The 1,034-nt window shown below is 62.2% G+C and carries 1 protein-coding gene; it reads right to left on the bottom strand.

Going from position 1 to position 1,034, the window contains the following annotated elements; all coding sequences use genetic code 11:
* Positions 1-1,034: transketolase family protein (locus tag F8R23_RS24075; protein WP_483409546.1), on the bottom strand; the 1,034-nt coding region annotated here is incomplete at both ends.

Here is a 1,034-nt window from a genome sequence, read left to right as displayed (position 1 = left end):
GGGTTGGCCTGCAGTTTTTCAACGAACGCTTTGGCGTCGGCTTTCCAGTTGGCCGGCAGTTCACCGTTCACACGGCGTTTGAACTCGGCAGCCAGTTCCGGGAAGGCTTTGGCGTAGGCGGCGAACTTGTCGTCCCAGGCCGCTTCCTTGGCTTTACCGGCTTCCCTGGCGTCCCACTGGGCATAGATGTCCTGCGGGATTTCGAAGGCAGCGTATTTCCAGCCCAGGGCTTCACGGGTGGCAGCCACTTCGGCCGCACCCAGTGCCGCGCCGTGCACGTCGTGGGTGCCGGCCTTGTTCGGTGAGCCGAAACCAATCACGGTTTTGCACATCAGCAGAGACGGTTTGTCGGTGACCTTGCGGGCTTCTTCAATCGCGGCCTTGATGGCGTCCGGGTTGTGACCGTCAACGTGACGCACCACGTGCCAGCCGTAGGCTTCAAAGCGCTCGGCGGTGTTGTCGGTGAACCAGCCTTCGACGTGACCGTCGATGGAGATGCCGTTGTCATCGTAGAACGCGGTCAGTTTGCCGAGCTTGAGGGTACCGGCCAGCGAACAGACTTCGTGGGAAATGCCTTCCATCATGCAGCCGTCGCCCATAAAGGCGTAGGTGTGGTGGTCGACGATGTCATGACCCGGGCGGTTGAACTGCGCGCCCAGGGTGCGTTCGGCAATGGCGAAACCGACGGCGTTGGCGATGCCCTGCCCCAGTGGGCCGGTGGTGGTTTCCACGCCCGGGGTGTAGCCGTATTCCGGGTGACCCGGGGTTTTGGAGTGCAGCTGGCGGAAGTTTTCCAGCTCGCTCATCGGCAGGTCGTAACCGGTGAGGTGCAACAGGCTGTAAATCAGCATGGAGCCGTGGCCGTTGGAGAGGACGAAGCGGTCACGGTCAGCCCAGTGCGGGTTGGTCGGGTTGTGGTTCAGGTAGTCACGCCACAGGACTTCGGCGATGTCCGCCATGCCCATAGGTGCACCCGGGTGGCCGGAATTTGCTTTTTGTACGGCGTCCATGCTGAGTGCGCGGATGGCGTTGGC

The sequence above is a fragment of the Serratia proteamaculans genome (assembly GCF_008830365.1).
Classification (GTDB): domain Bacteria; phylum Pseudomonadota; class Gammaproteobacteria; order Enterobacterales; family Enterobacteriaceae; genus Serratia; species Serratia proteamaculans.
This window is presented reverse-complemented; position numbering and strand designations above follow the sequence as displayed.